Annotated in this window: 13 protein-coding genes; 10 read left to right on the top strand and 3 right to left on the bottom strand. The window is 46.3% G+C overall.

Annotated features, from left to right (window positions below):
• Positions 1–107: 107 nt before the first annotated feature.
• From ACSQ8P_RS19245 to ACSQ8P_RS19220, 6 genes are all read left to right on the top strand, one after another.
• Entirely contained in the window at positions 108–1,361 is a 1,254-nt protein-coding gene (locus ACSQ8P_RS19245) for a DegT/DnrJ/EryC1/StrS family aminotransferase (RefSeq protein WP_436236647.1), read from the top strand.
• 24 nt (positions 1,362–1,385) lie between these two features.
• Positions 1,386–3,128 (top strand): hypothetical protein, encoded by a 1,743-nt coding sequence (locus tag ACSQ8P_RS19240; RefSeq protein ID WP_436236646.1) that lies wholly within the window; start codon positions 1,386–1,388, stop codon positions 3,126–3,128.
• A gap of 9 nt (positions 3,129–3,137) precedes the next feature.
• Positions 3,138–4,355, top strand: coding sequence for a DegT/DnrJ/EryC1/StrS family aminotransferase (locus ACSQ8P_RS19235; RefSeq protein WP_436236645.1), 1,218 nt, complete (start codon positions 3,138–3,140; stop codon positions 4,353–4,355).
• Between the two features lie 46 nt (positions 4,356–4,401).
• The gene (locus ACSQ8P_RS19230) at positions 4,402–5,685 is read left to right on the top strand and encodes a neutral/alkaline non-lysosomal ceramidase N-terminal domain-containing protein (protein WP_436236644.1); all 1,284 of its coding nucleotides are present in this window, start codon (positions 4,402–4,404) and stop codon (positions 5,683–5,685) included.
• Positions 5,686–6,035: 350 nt separating this feature from the next.
• A complete protein-coding gene (locus ACSQ8P_RS19225; RefSeq protein WP_436236643.1) occupies positions 6,036–7,700 on the top strand; it encodes a CehA/McbA family metallohydrolase in 1,665 nt (554 codons plus the stop codon).
• Between the two features lie 324 nt (positions 7,701–8,024).
• Positions 8,025–8,405: a winged helix-turn-helix transcriptional regulator gene (locus ACSQ8P_RS19220; RefSeq protein WP_436236642.1), complete on the top strand. Its 381-nt coding sequence runs from the start codon at positions 8,025–8,027 to the stop codon at positions 8,403–8,405.
• 49 nt (positions 8,406–8,454) lie between these two features.
• Here ACSQ8P_RS19220 and ACSQ8P_RS19215 read toward each other — a convergent pair whose 3' ends face one another.
• Positions 8,455–9,525: an SDR family oxidoreductase gene (locus ACSQ8P_RS19215; RefSeq protein WP_436236641.1), complete on the bottom strand. Its 1,071-nt coding sequence runs from the start codon at positions 9,523–9,525 to the stop codon at positions 8,455–8,457.
• 358 nt (positions 9,526–9,883) lie between these two features.
• Between ACSQ8P_RS19215 and ACSQ8P_RS19210 the strand changes: the two genes are divergently transcribed.
• Both ACSQ8P_RS19210 and ACSQ8P_RS19205 read left to right on the top strand, forming a co-directional pair.
• On the top strand, positions 9,884–10,099 hold the full coding sequence (locus tag ACSQ8P_RS19210) for a CDGSH iron-sulfur domain-containing protein (protein ID WP_436239558.1): 216 nt from the start codon (positions 9,884–9,886) through the stop codon (positions 10,097–10,099).
• 310 nt (positions 10,100–10,409) lie between these two features.
• A complete protein-coding gene (locus ACSQ8P_RS19205; RefSeq protein WP_436236640.1) occupies positions 10,410–11,414 on the top strand; it encodes a DUF3231 family protein in 1,005 nt (334 codons plus the stop codon).
• Positions 11,415–11,742: 328 nt separating this feature from the next.
• On the opposite strand, the gene ACSQ8P_RS19200 is transcribed toward ACSQ8P_RS19205, so the two are convergent.
• On the bottom strand, positions 11,743–12,849 hold the full coding sequence (locus ACSQ8P_RS19200; RefSeq protein WP_436236639.1) for a Gfo/Idh/MocA family protein: 1,107 nt from the start codon (positions 12,847–12,849) through the stop codon (positions 11,743–11,745).
• Between the two features lie 169 nt (positions 12,850–13,018).
• Here ACSQ8P_RS19200 and ACSQ8P_RS19195 point away from each other — a divergent pair, with 169 nt between their 5' ends.
• Positions 13,019–13,348: a winged helix-turn-helix transcriptional regulator gene (locus ACSQ8P_RS19195; RefSeq protein ID WP_436236638.1), complete on the top strand. Its 330-nt coding sequence runs from the start codon at positions 13,019–13,021 to the stop codon at positions 13,346–13,348.
• Positions 13,349–13,857: 509 nt separating this feature from the next.
• Positions 13,858–14,379, top strand: a complete 522-nt coding sequence (locus ACSQ8P_RS19190) for an AAA family ATPase (protein WP_436236637.1) — start codon at positions 13,858–13,860, stop codon at positions 14,377–14,379.
• A gap of 274 nt (positions 14,380–14,653) precedes the next feature.
• Here the strand turns inward: ACSQ8P_RS19190 and ACSQ8P_RS19185 are convergent, their stop codons facing one another.
• On the bottom strand, positions 14,654–19,345 hold the full coding sequence (locus ACSQ8P_RS19185; protein ID WP_436236636.1) for a X2-like carbohydrate binding domain-containing protein: 4,692 nt from the start codon (positions 19,343–19,345) through the stop codon (positions 14,654–14,656).
• Positions 19,346–19,647: the final 302 nt, after the last annotated feature.

The raw sequence follows: 19,647 nt of genomic DNA, 5'->3' as shown, positions 1-19,647 counted from the left end.
CCGTGTTATTCAAGCGAAGCACGGGGGGCGTGCTGTAAGATTAAATCTGATTATTCCTATTGAAATATATAAAATAATTCCTATTACAACGCGAGAGAGGGTTTGGCATGAACAAAGAAAAGTTGGCCATTCTCGGTGGAGCCAAGATCAAAACAACTCCTTACAGTACTGGCAGACGATTTGGAGAAGAAGAGGTTAAGGAGCTTGTTGAAGCACTTGAGCAAAATACACTGTTTTATCACTCCGGCCGCAAGGTGAAACAGTTTTTAGAACGATTTAATGCGTTATATGGTGTAACCTACAGTGTCGCAACATCATCGGGCACTGGGGCACTTCATGTTGCGATTGGTTCAGCTGGAATAAGTGTTGGGGACGAAGTCATTACAAGTCCCATCACGGATGCGGGCTCTATTATTGGCATTTTGTATCAAAATGCGATTCCTGTATTTGCGGATTTGGATCCACAAACGTATAACATGACGGCTGAAACGATTCGAGCGCGTATAACACCGAAGACCAAAGCGATCATCGTCGTCCATTTGGCCGGCAATCCAGCAGATATGGATCCTATCTTGGAGCTTGCCCGTGAGCACGGATTGATTGTTATTGAAGACTGTGCACAAAGCTATCTGACTTATTATAAAGGTCGCTTAGTTGGTACGTTAGGGGATTATGGGTGCTTTAGCACCAACGATTACAAGCATATTTCGACAGGAGATGGCGGCATTGTCACCATCAACTCACAATCAGAGGAAGATTATCAACGGACGCATGCGTTTGCAGATAAAAATTACGGTCGCTTCGGCAATCTGGTGCAACGCGAGATGCGTTTACTCGCTCCGAATTACCGGATGACGGAGCTTCAGGGTGCTGTTGGCGTAGCCCAGCTGTCGAAATTAACATGGATATGTAACCAACGCAGCCAGTACGGTGACAGTTTAACAACCGGTATCAAAGACATTCCGGGAATTAATCCACATCAAGTGACGACTGACGGTCGGTGCACATATTGGTTTTATATGTTTACGATGGACCCCAACGTTCTCTCGTGCAGTAGGGATGAGTTCGCCGAAGCCCTTCAAGCCGAAGGGATCGACTGCTCAGCCGGATATATTCCTCAACCAGTGTATATGCAGCCCATGTTTCAGAAACGGGAAGCGTATACAGGCAGTCATTTTCCATTTGACCTCTCAGATATCATGTATGGCAAAGGACTATGCCCCACGGCTGAACATATTCTGAAGCAAGCCATTAGGGTGCCTATCAACGAGTTCTATAGCGAACAGGATATTGAAGATATGATTGCCGGCATACGCAAGGTGGCTGCTCATTACAGTGAATCAGGCTTGGAAATCGTGTAGGCGACAGCGGATGGAGGAATTGAAATGAAGATGGCCAAAGTCGGTGTGCTCGTTGAACATGAAGCTGCTGCACGCAAATGGAAATATGGACTTAATGTATTCGAGAAATATATAGAGGAAATTTTACAGCATACTGGCATTTCATATACATCTATTTCTAAGTTAGATGCGATGAGCCTGCAGGAGTTTGATATTCTCATTGTTGCTTGTTCCCAAGAGAGCGGAGCGAAGTCTTCTATCTTGTGGTCGTATGTGGAGCACGGTGGTACTCTTATTTCGTACGCAGGTATCAACGCAATGGCTCTCCAACTGGGATACATCCAGACGGGAGATACAGGTACCGGCTATGCGGAGATAGAGCCAACTCGCTCGGGGCAACCTGGCTTACTTAGATTCCTGTCCGCCAATCCCTGGATAGAAGCTGGCGATACGAGTTCGGGAGACGCCATCCCAGTTTCCTGCCGACCTGTTGGTACGATCAAACAAGGACGTCCAGATGGTCCAGAAAAGGGCCCTGCACTTCAATCCTTTGATGTCGGACAGGGAAGCATTCATCGCTGGGCAGTCAACATCCCGCTAACTGTTGTTCACATGCAGCAAGGCACGGGACCTGTTCTGGACGATGGCGTTCCGGCTGCTGATGGCAGCGCGAACGTCAATGAGGATATTTTAAAAGCAGATGACCGTATAGCCTTGGATTGGCAATTCGACCGAGTAGAAACGGATACTGGCATCCCTTATTTCCCATGGCCCTATGCCGATTATTGGAGAGAAGTTTTAGTCAGACATGTGCTGCAATGTGTGATTGATAAGGGTATGACGCTGCCATTCACTGGATATTGGCCAGATGGCATCCGTCAAATTGTGACCATTTCCCATGACAGTGATTCCAATCAGGATGAGCATGCAGTAGCGACATTAGAGCTGTTAGAGGAATGCCAAATTCAAACGACTTGGTGCATGATTGAACCTGGCTATGGTGCTCATATCTATGAACAAGTGAAGCAGGCAGGACATGAACTCGCCTTCCACTATAACTCGCTGGAGAAGGACAATGGTTTCTGGGACGAAGAGGAGTTTGACCGTCAGGTTCGCTGGCTGAAGCATGCAACAGGCTTGGAACACGTAACGACCAACAAAAACCATTACACTCGTGTGGAAGGTTGGGGCGAGCTATTCCAATGGCTGGAGAAGAATAATATTTCGAGTGACCAAACACGAGGTCCGAGTAAAAAGGGGAATGTCGGATTCTTATTCGGTACCTGTCATCCGTATTTCCCAATTGCATTGTTTGACGAAAAGAATCGCCTATATCGGGTGTTAGAGATCGGATTTTTGACGCAGGATCTGGATTTGGGTCATCTTGCAGACAATAAGGTGATTGAGCCGTTTCTACAGCAAGCGCGGGAAGTAAATGGTATTGCTCATTTTCTATTCCATCAGATACACATTTATACGAGGGAAGAAGTTCGGAATGCCATTCGGATTCTCGTAGCAAAAGCAAGAGAGATGGGCTTCACATTCTGGAAGTCAAAGGAAATTCAGGATTGGACGCGTTTAAGAAGAGCTGTTCGTATCCTGGGATTTGATGACAACGGAAGTATTCATTTGGAGGCAAACGAAGCCATGGAAGGGCTTGTTATATGGGTGCCAATGACGTCAACAGAGGATTTTAAACCGGAAAAGGGGCATGAGAAGCAATTTGGAATACCGTGCCGCAAAGTCATTGTGGATACGAAAGTAGAATCAAAAGTTAGAAATGGGTGAGGTGAGAACATGGCGAAGCAGACACTTGCTGTAGAAGGTGGGGTCCCCGTTCGAACGGATGGATTTCCGGCTTGGCCGATTTTCGGGCAATTGGAAGAACAGTTCATTCTTGACGTTATTCGTTCGGGCAAATGGGGCGGTACGGGCACCGTACATTCACATGAGTATACCCCAAAGCTTCCTGAGATGGAGCGTCGGTTTGCGGAGCTTCACGATGCGGCGCATGCGATCAGCGTCGTAAACGGGACTGTTGCCATAACAGTCGCGCTGCAAGCAGCCGGAGTTAAACCAGGCGATGAGGTTATCGTACCGCCATATACGTTTATTGCAACGGCAGCAGCTGCGCTTGCTTTCGGAGCTATTCCAGTGTTCGTTGATATTGAAGAAGATACACTTCTACTCGATCCAGATCAGGTTGCGGGCGCCATTACCTCGCGAACGAAGGCAATTATTCCTGTTCATTTAGCCGGTGCTCCAGCGAACATGAGCCGTATCAACGAGGTGGCTGCGGTGCATAAGCTTCGAGTGATCGAAGATGCTGCTCAAGCTGTTGGAGCAAGCTGGGAAGGTCGAAGTGTAGGGGCGATCGGCGATCTTGGGACGTTCAGCTTGCAATCTAGCAAAAACTTGAATAGCGGTGAAGGAGGCATTATTCTCACCAACAATCCGGAGTTAGCTGAAATCGCTTGGTCGCTATGCAATGTCGGTCGCTCGCGAACAGGTGCTTGGTACCAGCATGATCGCATCGGGCAAAATTATCGAATGACAGAGCTGCAAGCGGCAATCGCACTTGCACAAATGAGCCGTTTGGAAGAGCAAATGCTGCTTAGAGAATCCAATGCAAAGCTGCTCACTGGGCTGCTTGGCCAAATTGATGGGATCACCGTTGTGAAGTCCGATCCACGTATCACACGGCATGCGAATCACCTTTACATGTTCAAGCTAGATACATCTGTCACTGATCTAATTGACAAGAATGACTTCATCCGCAAAGTTAATGCCGAAGGCATTCCAATTAGTTTTGGGTATGTCCCACTTCATCGAAACGAGGCGATTGTGAACGCTACACGAGCATTGACGGGGGAAGACAGGTCTTATAATTGTCCAGTAAGTGAACGGCTAAGTGACAAAGAAGTACTATGGCTTGCGCAAAATGTACTGCTCGCTGATGAGCAAGCGATGTATGACATTGCTTCGGCTATCCGAAAAGTACTTGTATCGTATTAGATCCTAATGCTTACGATGATCGTGAACAGGGAAAGGATAGGTTGGTATGGCGAGTAAAGTACCGAAGACGATCATGCGATTAGGGGTTAGTAAAATTGATATTACACCTGTTACTCCAGTGCCGCTCGCCGGCTTTGCTGTTCGCAGCGAACTTGGCGCGTTCGAGGGTGTCTCGCATCCCTTGTTTGCTCGTATTTTTGTCTTTGTGACCAATGACGGTTCAAACGAATCTAAAGCAGTACTCATCTCTGCAGATTTGCTTTGGTGGGGCAGTGATCGAGTTCCGGGACTTAAGCAACAGATTCATGCTCGTTGCGGCATAGCGGAAGATGCTATTCTTCTTCACGGAACCCATACGCATTCTGGTCCCCAAACGAGTGGATTGTTCACTTCGTACTTAGGTGTCATGGATGAAAGCTATGTAAATGCACTTGAGTCACGTCTTATAGAAGGCATTGAAGCAGCCATGTTTCAAGTAGAACCTGTTCGAATGGAGAAAGTCACTGGAGTATCTCCTCTTGGCATCAATCGACGCGGAGTTGCGAAATCGCCACCAGAAACAGGACCTGTGGATCATGATCTGCGAGTTGTTCGTTTTGTCACAGAGGATGGGTGCACAAAGGGTCTACTTGTTCATTATGCTTGTCATCCTGTTATAACGCGAGATAATTTCGTGTCATCTGAATACCCAGGCGTTGCCATGGAGATAGTTGAGCAATCAGTTGGTGGAGGAGTAATAGCTGCCTTCTTACAGGGAACTTGCGGTGATATTAACCCCGGTGATGACAATCAGGTCATACGTGGAAATAATGAGGTAGTCCTGAAGATCGGGAAAGAGTTTGCTAATTATGTGATGGAAACGCAAGAGAAACCTCACTGGCATGTAGCACCTTGTCTGCTGCAATGGAGCAAGTCTGTGATTGAACTGCCGTTAGCTAAACTTCCTGAGCGCGAGCGGCTTATGAAATCAGCCTTGTTGCCGGGTGTTATTGGTGAATGGAGCAGCCTCATGCTATCGCGATTGGACAGCTTATCGCCTCGTATTCCACTTGAGTTAACGGTGTTGAAGCTTGCAGATAATCTCTCCTTCATCGGCATGAATGCCGAAGTCGTTGTCGAGTATGGGCTATTTATCAAGCAGATATCAGAAGGGAACATGCTGGCAATGGGGTACACGAATGGCATGTTCGGCTACATTCCAACCGCTCAGCAGCTGGATGAAGGTGGATATGAGAGTCACGAATCAACGTTCTATTTTGCGATGGCTGCAAGCTTCGATCGCGCTGTAGAGTCCACGTTGAAAGAAGCATTGCGGAAGTTATTGGGCTAATCTAGATTACAGATGAATGTCTAACGGGTGTTTCTGCCATTTAAGCGGGAGCACCCGTTTTAAATATGCTAAAGTTGTTCAGAGAAAATAAAGTATATGAACAAAATCAGGAACCAGTAAATAGGGATCGCAGGCTGCAATGCAGTTTGACGGTCCCTATTTTGCTGAAGTAACGGACAGTTTAGCGTGGACTTATACCTGATAAAATAGCGAGAGTGTGGTGTTATTTTGAAAAGGTCAAATAAAATCATAAAAAAAACTAATATTTTTATAGAGGTATCTTTTAAAAAATGTCTATAATTTTAGACAAAGGAGAGATCTGATTATATATTGCAGGAGGACAACATCATATGGCCATGAAAAAGTATTTACAAGCAGCTAGTAGCATTATGTCAAACGAAAATGGCTTGCCACGTTATTCGCCGCCAGTTCTGGCAGAAGCTCTGCAGTTTTTGGAAGGGGAACTAACCAATAGAGGATTCATTTTTCAACCTGAGACTACTTCCCAAATCCAAGGGACGCTCAAGTTGACCGTAACGGATATCAAGGGTAACGGAATGATCGCACAAGTAAAACTGTTTCCGATGTTCGCTGACGAAACGATGGAAACCATCTATCAGGCAAACAATAGAATTGATTTTATCCTTGAATATACGTTGCCGGGTGGGACCGTTACTTTGCCCCTTCCATTAAATAATGAAAATAACGGTCGTTTTTTGCTAGAAGTTTCTAAAGGCCCTGCTTACAAGATTGTGAAGCAAGAAATAATCGTTAACGCTAATGAGGAGTTTGCTTGCCAAATTTGCCTGCCACAAATGGCGGATTGGAAAGAAGCAGGCTGGTATGCTGGAGATTTGCATCATCATAGCGTCTACTCAAGTCCTCTTCACGGCGGTACGGATGACGTCATTGAGTCGCCGCAACAAGTAGCATTTTCAATGTCAGCCGCAGGGCTTGATTATGGAGCGTTAAGCGATCATCACAATATTAAAAATCATCAAGATTGGCTCGCTACGGCTACCGACACGTTTTTACCAATTGTGTCTAAAGAGATATCTACGACCAATGGACATGTACTGTCGTTAGGTGTACATACAGACGTTATTTATAAAATACCGAAACAGGAAGACCGCACTGAACAATATTTGCGCCAAGAACATATTCGGACTTCGGAAGAGATCAGAGCTAGCGGGGGTCTTCCGCAAATCAACCATCCATGTGACAGGAATCCAGCGATTTCATTAGATCCGAAGTTTGCAGATATGATAGAAATATTTGATACGATTGAAGTATGGAATGGATCCAACCCGATGATTCCAGGAACGCCTAACTATGACGCCTTTATGTTCTGGTTGTCGTTACTTGAAGAAGGGCGATTTGTTGCAGCTACTAGTGGAAGTGATACCCACAATATATGGGCAGATGACTTACACGGAAGGCTTGAAAAATTTCCGTGGATGATCGCACAAGGTAGTGAAATAGTTGACACTCTACCAATTGAGCGACAGGATGTCCTTCGCTATCTCATAGAAGTGCTCCAAGAAACAACGCCTATTATGGAGGAGTGGGCAGAAAATCGCTTAGGAAGCGGTTGCGTTCAAACGTATATCCATACAGAGCAGGCGTTGACAGTAGAATCGGTTTTGGACGCACTGCGCAAAGGACATTGCTTTTTAACAAGCGGTCCGTTGCTTCGGGTATCTTTGGAGGGCAAAGGCCCTGGGGAAACGCTCGTGACGGACAAGACGTCTGTTAGCGCCGATTTTACGATTTTGTCCAACGTTCCACTGGACAGACTTTGCTTGTACACGAATGGCGATAAAAGAACGTACATTCCGCTTACGAATCGACTTGTGGACACAGAGAGCGAGGCTCAAGGCGCGGAGATTGTCTATGATTATAGTATGCAGTTTCCGGACATTGCAGTGGATAAAGTGAAATGGATAGTGGTAACTGTAGAAAAAGGCAGGGAATTCAGAGCGATTAGCAACCCTGTATTTATTGAGGCTAAATGAAGAGAAATTCGAAGATATCATTTGAACTTTAATAAAATCAACTATTGTCCGTGGTGCCCCGTAAGGGGCATAGACGGCTAACTAGAAACAATAGTTCAATATCAATAAGGGCTGCCGTATGGCAGCCCTTATTTCAGCTCCCTCAGAGAATAAGGATTTTCTCACTTGAAAGAGACTTTGGATTAATACATTATAGAAGCTAGAGGGCGGATAGCGTTATATTTTGGTTGTAGTTATAATGTTTAATACGGCTGTTAAATGGCTCTAATTCATCAGGATTTACCAATGACCTGTGTCGAAATATTCGAAAAGGGGGCAAGTTGAGTGAAAAAGACTGAAAAGATTTACAACACTGCAGTAGAGGCAACTTTGGAGGTAATTGGAGGGAAATGGAAACCCGTTATTCTCTTTCATCTAACATTCGGTAAGAAACGTAATAATGAATTTAGAAGCTTGATTCCCGCAATTACTCAAAAGATGTTAACGCAGCACCTCCGGGAGCTTGAAGAAGAAGGCGTCATCTTACGTATTTCTTACAATCAGGTACCACCGAAAGTAGAGTATGAGTTGACAGACTACGGCTGGAGTCTAAAGGAAATCCTACATCTGATGTGCCGGTGGGGGGATTCGCATATAGAGAGAAAGTACGAGGGAAAGGCTACCGTTCTGGCTAATCCACTGCTTAAAACCGTAAAAAACAGTTAAGAAGCCTCCCTAATATACAAGGTCGGCTTTTCTTATTTCTTACGGTAGTTTACGGGATGACTTTACGCTTGCGGAAGTCGTCGAAGATGTTCATAAACATTGCTTCGGTATCGACGAATTCGTGAAAACCAAAGCGACGAGCCTTAGTTCCGTCGGCAAAAAAGTCGTAATCCCATGCAAACACGAAATCACCGAATGGCCATGAAGATACGTCTTTATAGGAATGCCGAGCAAGCCCATGCTTCTCGACCATTTTGTTCCAAAGCTGCTCCTTGTCCGCCATGACAACGTCCAGTGACATCTGCAGCGGAGGCGCCGTCTCTAAACCGAAGTAGTGAGCGATCTTTGGCCATAACTCATTCCAACGGAACAGATCGCCGTTCGTAATGTTGAATGCCTGATTCGCACAGCTCTCGTCGGTCGCCGCCCATACTGTTGCCTTTGCGAGAAGCCCAGCGTCTGTCATCTCCAAGAGGCTATTGTAAGCTCCCGGCTTACCTGGAAAACGCAAAGGAATTCCAAGTTCCTTGGAAATTGAGGCGTAGATCGCTATGACCATAGCGAGGTTCATCGGATTTCCAAGCGAGAAGCCGCAGACGACAGAAGGACGGAGTGCCGACCAAGTCCAAGCCTTACCTTTTTGCCGTTGTTCTAAGAAGTCTTGCTGATCAATATTGAACTCTGGAGGCATGTGGTTAGCATCTGTCTCACGGGCCGGAGTTTTGAACGGGCCGAGATGAGCGCCGTATACCTTGTATCCCTGCATCAAACTGACATGTTTCAAGCCCGACGCGATTGGTTCAATCACTTCTACGATGTTCACTAACATGGCGAGATTGGGTGGAACAAGTTCGGCCCAAGTTGGACGATCTTGGTAAGCAGCATAAAAAATATGTGTTACCTCAGTTAAATGGCTTAGCTTCTCGTGAAGCTCGTCTATATTGAGTAGATCCGCAGCCACATATCGAACACGGTTGCTAGATTCTCCGCCGCGACGCGATACGCCGATCACGTCCCAATCAGGGAGAGTAATGAGGTGATCGATGAGGTTGCGACCGATAACACCGTTTGCGCCTACGACCAAGGCGACTTTGCGTGTTGATGTAGATTCAATATTCATAGTGTTTCAGCTCCTTCTGTACTATTCTTTGTACAATAGTATTGTGCATTAACTAACGATACTTGGGAAGTACGCACTTTAAAGTGATGTAAGCACTTTAAAGTAATCAAGGTATAATCAGACGAAAAGAAGTCAGTCAACTTTCTCTTTGCATTTTTAAAGGTAGATTAAGTTAACGAGAAACGATAGCTTCATTAAGTGAGACAAAGAAAGCAGGCGCAGCGGCGCCTGCTTTCTTTATTAAGGAATCGGCATGATAGTTATTTCGATTTGCCAAAAGTGAAGATTGGATCGTCTTTTTCTGGTGATCGCTGGATATACATATATATTAACTTATCGAACATTGGAGGTAAAAATAATGGCAGACGAAATCAAAGTAACAATTAAAGTGAACGACAACGGATCGCTTCGGGTGAATGGGACAGTCGAGTTGGTGGACGCAGAAGGCAACCCGTTTGAGCACAAAGAATCGTTCTCGTTGTGCCGGTGCGGAGGATCGGGCAACAAGCCGTTCTGCGATGGCGCGCACAAGTCGATCAGCTTTGAAAGCACGCCAAGAGCGAAGAAGGAGTAAATCTTTGCAGACGGCAACCGGTTTTTGCTAAATCCAGTCCAATTACTGGATTTATTCTTCGATCCCTCCTAATACTGAATTTGCCGGCAGCCCCTAATCCTTCTTGCAGTGTCAAAGCTTCGTTTGCTATTCGAGATCATAGTATCAACCAGCCTCAAACATGTTTTTAGAAGAAGGGGGTAAACAGTTTAGCTGACGGGATCACGGTCCCACGGGCAGTGATAAACAATAAAATGATAACCTACATAAATAATTATATAAGGTGGAATGATAAGACAAATCTTGACAAAATGCTTAAGGAGAGAAAATCTTGGAAACCAACAATATTAGATTAACAGCACCAGAGATTGCTAGTCTTTGGACTCAATATATGTTTGATACCATGTCAATTCTATTTTCCCAATATGCACTTGAACACATTGATGATAAAGACATCCGTGAGCTCTATGAAACAGCCTTGGAATTATCAATAAATCATGTGCAGCATATTAAAGATTTTTTGACACAAGAAAATTACCCAATTCCACAGGGTTTTACAGAACAAGACGTTAATAAAAAAGCTCCGCGTCTGTTTCAAGATCCTTTTTACATTTATTATCTTTATGTTATGACTTTACAAGGAATGACTGGTTATTCACTGTCTGTAAGTACATCTATTCGATCAGATATTCGGAAATATTACATAGCATGCAATAAGGAAACTATGATGCTTTTCGATAAAACTATTGATGCCATGCTTAAGAAAGGACTCTACACACGTCCGCCAGTAATTGATCCGCCTGTTAGTGTAGATTTTATTAAACATCAAAGCTTTTTAACAGGATGGCTAGGGGAACGCCGACCTTTAACAGTTTTGGAAATTGGGGATATAACCTTCAATATGATTAAAATGAATTTACACGCAGCGTTAAAGGTTGGATTTATTCAAGTTGCCAAATCGGAAGAAGTTCGCCAATTCATTATGAAAGGACATAAAATTGCCAATAAACAGATTGAAACATTCGACTCAATATTTCGTGAAGAAAACCTTAATTCACCTATATCTTGGCAATCATTAGTCACTAATTCAACGTTAACACCTTTTTCCGATAAATATCTTATGTACCAGGTTCAACTATCTACACAATTAACAATTGCTTTTTATGGTACCGCTTTTAGTGTTAATGCAAGAAGAGATCTTAGCGCACAATATATTCTATTTACCGGTGAACTTGCAAAATTTGCTGAAGACGGTGCGAATCTCATGATAAAAAATGGTTGGCTAGAAGAACCGCCAAAAGCTAGTGATCGCAAAGCACTTAATACTAAAACATAACAATATATGACTATGTGGATAATAAGAAGACCCCCAGCTTTTTGCTGTGGGTCTATTTTTGGTGCGCCACGCATGGCGGTTAACTAGGTGGGAGAACAATAGTCCCTCAGAAGAATGTGTGATTTGGTTGAGAAATGAACTTGTAGATAAGAAGAAAAATAAGGCAAGAATCGTTAATCTAACGAGGAACCGAGGGAGTTAAACAGTGAAGGAAGGGTTGCCGAGTGGCAGCCCTACTCCCCGCAAACGGGCAGGTTAGTGAGAACCTACGTTTGCAAAGTTCTGCCAATCAGTACATTCAGTAGGCTTACGCTGGACCTGAATCTCTCTACTCCAATGGTTGGCGAATGCCAGTTACTGAGGCTGTACGTATGGCATCCATCAAACGGTGCATTCGCACCGCATCGGCGAAGTCGGGGAGTTCAACCTCAACTCCATTGATCCGCTCCGAGAACAAAGCATATAAATGGGCTACATTGTATCCCGGTCCTGGGGCAGTATCTCTCGTAAGGAAGGGAGAGTAATCGTCTGGCGTTTCCAGCGTCTCAACTTCTCCAGACGTTGGGGCAAAACAGAGGTTCAACCGGTCCATTTGGAACATTAGGCCATCGCGCGGTGTAACGATAAATTCGCCTTCAGTTCCTAAAATTCTTAGTGTAAAACCGGGTGTTCCAGCGTTTATGAACTGGGCAGAAACGATAGAGCCCTGGGCCAGTTTGCCGGTGATCGTCACATGATCCGGAGCAGTCGCCCGTACTACCTCCCCGGTTTCAAGGATGTTCACCTCAGGGTATTGCGTGGCCAATGTTGCGGACACTTCAGCAAACGGCGCCACCATATACTCGATTGCATCAAGAATGTGCGCGGCCCCGATAGTCAATTGATCGGCTCCATTGGATTCATCTAGAAGATAGACATGTGCCAAGTCTACATTCCCATTCGTAGTTGGGAACCTCGGCATCGTTATTACCGCATTCACTGCTAGGATCCGGCCGACAGTTCCCCTAGTGACTAAATCGCGGATGTAACGGACGGTCGGGTTACCCCGAGCTTGAAGTCCGACGACATGATTTACTCCTTGTTTCTCCGCAAGTACAAGCAGTGCCTTCGACTCGGAGGTGGTCCGAGAGAGCGGCCATTCACTGTACACATTCTTGCCGGCTTCCAGTGCCATACGGATCAGACGATCGTGCTCCGGCACTTTTACAGTGATGGTCACCATATCAACGTCAGGCTGTTTTGCCATCTCTAGCACATCGGTATAGAACCTCTCGATGCCGTGTCGCTCGGCCGCCGCCTGCGCGGTGTCCAGGCGCGTGCCAGTAAGCGCCTTTACTTCGTAGTTCTCCAACGCCTCTAGTGCGGGGACATGAGCTGTACCGCCCCATCCTCCCACTCCAACGATGCCTACGCCCCACTTGTTTTTCTTGTTCATGATTCTCTTCCTCCTAGATCTGGTTCGTATGTGATGCTGACAACACTGAGTGACACGATATAATCAAATTAGAAAATTACGCACTTTTCAGTAATATAGTTACCGAATGGGTACTTTGAAGGGGGAGGTTAGCATAACATTCAAGGCCAACAAGGCACATTCTAGCGTCATGAAAGAGAACTATTCTAACCCTTCGGAAGCGACACTGGATCGAATCGGCGGCAAATGGAAGACAGCCATCCTTTGTATACTCGCGGAACAGGGAGCAATGCGTAACGGGGAGATGAAGCGGGAGCTTACACCCATTACACAGAAAATGCTCACCCAGCAACTGAAGGAACTCGAAGCGGATGGACTCATTCTCCGCACCGTCTTCCCGGAAGTGCCAGTCAAAGTTGTTTATGAACTTACTGAAAGTGGATGGTCATTGAAAACAGTGCTCGACCCGCTCTGCGAATGGGGAAAGAGGTTCGTTAAGGTTGATAGACGGGAAACATAATCGGTTGTAAGACGAGAGTAGAGCGATGGAACCAATCCATCGCTTATTTTACATTGCAGGACGTTGTATTAAACTATCGTGCGGATTTTCTCGCGATCTGTTGCTTTTCCTTATTTCATTAAGCGAACGGGCAGGGGGGCTAAATAAAACGCCGGCATGGAACGACAGCCGCGTTACGCTAACGGGCAGGTTAGTTCCAAAATGTGGTATATTTGATTAAATGACATATTCTAAGCGGAGGTACTTATGAATCCTGCTTTTGACACCTATATCCAATCACTGGCCGGTCGGGCCGTGACCATCATCGGCGCTGGCGTCAGCAACTCACCACTGATCCGAATGCTGTGCTCGGCCGGGGCGCACGTAACTGTGTGCGACCGCAACCCGGCCTTACCCCGGTCACAGGTTCTATGAGAAAGAAATTCGAAGACTAAACTAACGGTAACGGAGAACGATAGCTGAATAAACTAAACAACGAGCAGCTATGCGTTTTGAGGAGGCGATTTTTTATGCTCTATATCTTTAGTGGGTTGCCAGGCACCGGGAAGTCCACGTTATCAGCAGCTTTGGCCGGAGAGCTACGGGCCACGTATCTCAGGGTAGACGTCGTGGAGCAGGCTATGCGGGTTGCCGGGACCTGGATAAACGGACCTGCAGGTTACATCGTGTGTTACGAAATTGCTTCGCATAATCTCCGGTTAGGCCTTGACGTGATAGCTGACACAGTCAATCCCATTCATGAAACTCGCCGGTCCTGGCGCAATGTTGCAGAGTCTCTCGGAATTCCATGTGTGGAAATCGAAGTGATCTGCTCGGATGAACGTGAACACAGGCATCGAATCGCTACGCGTTTAACCGATATTCCCGGTTTTGCTTTACCAACGTGGGATGAGGTCAAGACCCGACAATACGATGTTTGGGACCGAGATCACATTATTATCGACACAGCTCATCAAACCGTGGCCGAAAGCCTAATGACATTACATGAAAAGTTGGATCAGGAGCGCAGAAAAGTACCCCCAAATAACTGAGAACTTTGCTAGGTGGAGTACAGCTCCTTTTTTTATTTTTGTTGAAGGGCATGATAGCTCTAACTCGCAAGATTTCATCCTTAAGGTTTCGATGATGAATGAAAGATAGCGAGATATATTGGGACGTGTCGTTAAAAAGGCATGCGGGAGGAATTTCTAAAGCGCCATACCGATTTGCTACAACAGCAAAGCGTAACTTTATTGGATATAAGAAAAAGGCAACCGAATTAAGTTGATCGGCTGCCTCTTTCTGATGTTTGCCTAGCTGTTGGGATTATTCTACAGTTTTTTCTCCACCGGTTGTTAACGGCTCAAACGAATGGCTGACGGAAGCTTCCTCAATGTCATAAACTGCCCAATGATCGTCCGGAACGTCGGTCCAAGGCGAGAGCTTCACTCCGTAAAGCGGTCCTCTACCGAGTACACGATTAATTATGGTGACCGCTTCTGCACGTGTGAGCGCTTTGCCAGGGCCGAACGTGCCATCTGTGTAACCTTTCAAGTAGCCTGCACCTTGGGCAGCTTTAATAGCGTCTTCGGCCCAAAGCCCGGCCGTATCGGTAAAGCCAACTCCAGTTCCAGTAGGGCTCACTGCGAACCGGGCAGCAAGAGCTGCCATTTCGGCCCTGGTGATCGGTTGCTCTGGCTTGAAGGTATCGTCTGCGTAACCTTGCATTAATCCCATTCGTGAAACTTGGGCGATGGCGTTGTAAGCCCAATAATCTGGGACTACATCAACGTATTCACTGTTGTTGCCTGATGCCTGTTTGGTCGCTATACGCGAGAGAATCATAGCCATTTCTGCGCGAGTCATGTGGGTGTCCGGATGGAACAAGTCGTTTTCGTAGCCTTGGATGTACGGTTCGTGCGAGAAGGACAATGTCTTGCCAACGACCTTCAAAAGCGCGAACGTACTGAATTTACTTGTCGTAAATTGAATGCCACAGCCGCCTTCGAACGTTGTAACGGTACCTTTTTTAAACTCCTTAGTCCCGTCGCTGTGTTCGATGTACACACCGATTTGCTGAATATCGGTATCGCTCAAATCTCCTGGAAGCGGGAGGATGAGGGTAACCTCATGATTATGTAGGTTAGTAACTATGTCTACCGGACGACCAACCAGAGCGGCTTTTTCGCCCATGGTAACGCTCAGCACGATTGTCGCCGCATTGGCGCGCTGTTCCAAATTTTTGAATGCATCCGAATCTTTTACAGGAACAAGGTTGAAATAAATGTCTTCTTTCAAGTTCTTCAGCGAGTCATTCGGAATTTGGATTTTGACATTAGCCGTATCAAGGTCTAGGCCCAGTCCGCTGTCACTTAACAAACTGAGCGAATCTTTACTCACTACAATATTGGTTAGTGCCACGTCATCTTTGTTATCGGGCAGGGAAATGACAGCAGATTTGGCGCCAGAAGTCTGCGACTTCTGTATTAACATTTTGGTATTGTCACCTGAAAGCTTGACTTCTTCTTTGCTTGAACCATCAGCTTGCGTCGTACGCACAATGTTAACTGCGCTGGTGTCAGTACTGCCACCTCCAAAACCGCCGCCAGTTTGCGGTGCGGAAGGTGTGCTACTAACCGTGGCAATATCGAATTTAAAGGCATCTACAAGCATATAGCTGCCTGATTTTTTGACCGCTTTCAGGGTGTGAGAGCCTTTGGAAAGAGACGAGATGTGGTAAAGATTGTTGCCAGCACTCCGAGTGGTTGAATGGGCATTAATGGTATCCTTCAACTGATCGTCGATATAGATGTCAATGTCACCCAATTCCGGCCCTGTTGGTGAAAGAATCTCAATTCCGCTTCCTGTGAATGTATAGAGGAAGGAGTCTCCGTTCACAGACGTTGCATGAACATCATCCGCATAATCACCTTGAAAAGCAAAAGAAAGCTTCAAGTTACCAGCAGGTTGAAGAGAGAGATACTCTTTTTTAATCGTAACTTGATTGCCGCTAATTTCGTAATCGGTTGGATTGACGAGTGCGGTGGTGCCGTTAGAAATGCTGCGCAAATTCTGAGCGTTTCCGATGATGTTAACGCTCACATCTGCAGCTGCTTGTTTGTTGAAGTCGGCGGCAGAGATGTCAATTAGGTCGGATTGCTGTACTTTAAGTGCATCAAGCAGCATGAACTGTCCAGACTTTTTGACAGCTTTCAGCGTATGAATGCCAGACGTCAAGTTCATAACGGTATAGACTTCCTGCCCGGCCACGTTATGCGAATTTGCACCGTAAGTATGAGCAGTTCCGTGTAATTGACCATCAATATAGATATCCACATCGCCTTGACCCTGATCGACTTCAGTTATATAGGTAATGCCAGTGCCATTAAACGAATAGGTGAAAAAGTCGTTATTTTGCTCTACATAATGAACATCCTTGCCGTAATCGTTAAAAGGACGATTTGTACTGCGATTCCAAGCCCCAGTGAAATGAATATCCGGGTTATCGTCGTTGATGTAGGTAAACCTTCCAGGGGATGCCGAGTTGCTAACGGTTATAGCCAGCGTTTGCGGAATACCCGAGCTGAACATGAAAGTCAAATTTGTTAGCCCAACAGGCTGTTGGATCAAATAAGACTTCAAAATTTTCACTACGCCATTTGTAATTGTGTAGTCCTGTCCGGGCGTCAAGGTAGCTGTGCCGTTCATGATGCCTGCTAGACTGTTGTTGCCGCCAAGTGTTAGCGTGGCAGAGACGTCCGCTTGTGCGGATGTTTTTTTGTCAAAGACAGCGGTTGAAGGGTGGAGCGATGTTCCAGTAACTGCGATTGTGAGTGATTGCGAGTCACCGCCGGCAAAAGTAAAATCGAGTTGGACCGGGCTCCCCGATGGTTGCTGGAGCAGGTATTCTTTCTTAATCGTTACAAGGTTGCCGCCACTGATCGAGTAGTCTGTATTTGGCTGCAGCGAAGCTGAACCATTCTTGATACTAGTCAACGAGCTATCGCCAAAGATAAGACTCGTGTTGATGTCTGCAGGCTGATCTTTGTTAAAACTGTTCGCGGAAGGTTGGCCTAACAGCGTTTCGGTCGTCACCTTTAAAGCGTCCAGGATGAGGTAATATTGACCGCTGTCGTTTCTTACCACTCTCAACGTGTGCGCACCCTGCGGAAGGTCGGCGATACGATAGACTGAAAATTGCCCCGACTGCTGCGTACCTTCTGCGTCCACAGTGCCTTTCAGTTGACCATCGATGTAAACGTCCATCCGTCCATTGGATGTGCCTTGTTCAGAGAATACTTCAATGCCGGTACCCGTAAAGGAATAGTTGAACTCCGGTTGTGTGCCATTTTCGGATTCTCCATAATGAACGTCTCCCTGATAGTCACCAAAAGGCCTTCCGCCATTATGTCCCCATTTGTTCAAATATTGGATCAACGGATCCGTGTCGTTAATATAGACGGCATGAGAGACCGTAGCGTCACCAGTATTTGCTTGCGCCGTAACATTATTTTCGCTCTGAACAGCAGGAGCAGGAGAGGAGTCTGTTACGGCAATGGACAAGTCTTGTGCATCGCGAGCCAGTTCTTTACCGCCGTTGCGTGTCCATGTGCCTGTGTATCTCAAGCCAGTGTCGTCGTCATTGACAATGGATTTACCTCCCAGCGCCGTAACTTTGAATAACCGCGAGGCGTGCGGCTCCAAGGAAACCGGACCGTAACCAGAAGCATAAACGCCAAGTTCGGTATGGCTCCATAAGTCGCGTACGGAGGCAGAGCCACTCAGACCGATTTCGCTCCAGTTAACAGTAATAGGCGCTGCTTTGTTTCCAAGATTGAAAAGAGCTACCGTATAAGTGCCATCACCGTTATTGGCATACCACACTTGTTGGTTGGTCGACGTTGATACCGGGTGTACGGGTCGTCCGGCTTGATTGATAGCGATGACTTCGTCGTTCGTAAGTAATTCAAGACCATAGGCGTCGAGGTTGGACAGGTCATCACCTGTATAGAACTGAGCGGATGAAGCCGCCCACAACGTGGTCGCCGTTTGTCTTTCGTCTTTGGTCAAACCGGAGGTAGAACCGTTGCCGACATTCAGGGAATCGAAGTCATTCCAGCCTCCCGGTCCGGCATCACGCCACCAAAGCGCAGCGTCGGGGAACAAACGCGCAATATTAGCCCATTGCGTCATGCCAACCTCACGGTCGTAGGATTCCACATCCCAATCGACCCGCCAGCCGTTAGCGTATTTTTTCCAATAATCCACGTAGTTGTGGTCAAGCGCCCAGGACAGCTCAAACCAAATGTTGTGTCGACTAAGCGCCGTTGACCAGGCTTTGACGTCATCGCGTGCATCGATACTGACATCGTTGTGTCCGGAACCAGGCGTTACACTATCGAATTTAACAAAATCCACACCCCATGAGGCGATATCATCCGCAATGGAATCAATATATTTTTGGGCGCACGGATTGCTGAAATCAATTTTGTAGCCGATGTTCCAGTAATCAGCGAACTTGTAAGGCTTTACAACAATGTTTCCGATCGTACAACCAGGTGCGTTATAAATAGGCAAGTTCTGGGTTACCGCTTCAGGCGAGACACCGGGGATGAGATACAGGCCGACTTTCTGCCCGTTTCCATGGATGTAATCGACGAGATTCTGGAACCCTCCCGGATAAAGCGTCGTGCTTGGCACCGGTCTGCCGTACTCATCCATGCTGCCGTTCCAGCCCGCATCGATATTAATATAGTTGTATCCATGGGCCTGTAGTTTTTCGTGCATGGCGTCAGACATCTTCTTGATCTTTGCTTCGGAAATCCAATTACCGGATGGACCGTCGTAGACCTGCATACTGTAACTGCTCCAGCCCATATACGGCTTCTGTGCTAAGCCATTGTCGGCTGCTTTGACCGAGCCTTCGCCAGACGGGACGTAGCCAATCTGAGCGATGACAACGATGGCGAGCAACAATCCCAGCCAGAGCTTTCTTCGGCGTTGCAATCTGCTTTTCATCTTCACTTGTCTCCTTTGTAGTTGAACTGATTTCTTTATGTAAGCGTTACCGCACTTGCACACGACCGATTATATAAGATAAATTCTGAGCGTGGATAGGTACACTTCTGCCTTAAAGCGTACAATTACTCAATTTTGACAAGAACTAGATCTCATTCCCTTCAGAACAGTTCAAGGGATCCGAAGAATCACTCCTAGTGTAAGAGGCCAAGCATATAATAAGTAAAGGACAGACGAAAAAACTCGTCTGTCCTATTTGCTGTTGAATGGCTCAATAAAATATTCGGTAAAGCGGCATCCAT

It is taken from the genome of Paenibacillus sp. LjRoot153 (assembly GCF_964253085.1).
GTDB lineage: Bacteria > Bacillota > Bacilli > Paenibacillales > NBRC-103111 > Paenibacillus_E.
The sequence above is the reverse complement of the archived record's forward strand: the minus strand, read 5'-3'. Positions and strand labels throughout refer to the sequence as shown.